This is a genomic window from Saccharothrix sp. CCNWYY140 (genome assembly GCF_037401995.1).
Taxonomy (GTDB): Bacteria; Actinomycetota; Actinomycetes; order Mycobacteriales; family Pseudonocardiaceae; genus Actinosynnema.
On the sequence record NZ_JBBEGC010000242.1, the window covers coordinates 1 to 1,050 of the forward strand.

Below are 1,050 nucleotides of genomic sequence, written 5' to 3' on the forward strand. Positions count from 1 at the left end.
GCGCCGCAAGACCCGCCAGTTGATGGTGGGGTCCGTCGGTGTGGGCAGTGAGTTCCCGGTGTCGGTGCAGTCGATGACGACGACGGTGACGGCGGATGTGAACGCGACGCTCCAGCAGATCGCGGAGTTGACCGCGGCGGGGTGTGACATCGTGCGGGTGGCGTGTCCGTCGCAGGACGACGCGGACGCGTTGGCGGCGATCGCGCGCAAGTCGCAGATCCCGGTGATCGCGGACATCCACTTCCAGCCGAAGTACGTGTTCGCGGCGATCGAGGCCGGGTGCGCGGCGGTGCGGGTGAACCCGGGCAACATCAAGAAGTTCGACGACAAGGTCCGGGAGATCGCCCAAGCGGCGAAGGACCACAACACGCCGATCCGGATCGGGGTGAACGCGGGGTCGTTGGATCCGCGGTTGATGGCGAAGTACGGCAAGGCGACGCCGGAGGCGTTGGCGGAGTCGGCGTTGTGGGAGGCGTCGCTGTTCGCCGAGCACGACTTCCACGACCTGAAGATCAGTGTGAAGCACAACGACCCGGTGGTGATGATCCGGGCCTACGAGATCCTGGCGGAGCAGTGCGACTACCCGCTGCACCTGGGGGTGACGGAGGCGGGTCCGGCGTTCCAGGGCACGATCAAGTCCGCGGTGGCGTTCGGGGCGTTGTTGCGGCAGGGGATCGGGGACACGATCCGGGTGTCGTTGTCGGCTCCTCCGGTGGAGGAGGTCAAGGTCGGCCACCAGATCCTCCAGTCGCTGAACCTGCGTCCGCGGAAGCTGGAGATCGTGTCGTGCCCGTCGTGTGGTCGGGCGCAGGTGGACGTGTACACGCTGGCCGAGCAGGTCACCGCGGGTCTGGAGGGCATGGAGGTCCCGCTGCGGGTGGCCGTGATGGGCTGCGTGGTGAACGGGCCGGGCGAGGCACGCGAGGCCGACCTGGGCGTGGCCTCCGGTAACGGCAAGGGCCAGATCTTCGTCAAGGGCAAGGTCATCAAGACCGTCCCCGAGCACCAGATCGTCGAGACCCTCATCGAGGAGGCCATGCGCATCGCCGA

At 67.5% G+C, this 1,050-nt stretch carries 1 protein-coding gene; it reads left to right on the forward strand.

Features of this window, described 5'->3' with window-relative positions:
• Positions 1-1,050 (forward strand): flavodoxin-dependent (E)-4-hydroxy-3-methylbut-2-enyl-diphosphate synthase (gene ispG / locus WBN91_RS39055; RefSeq protein ID WP_337729344.1); only part of this gene is annotated, 1,050 nt, incomplete at both ends.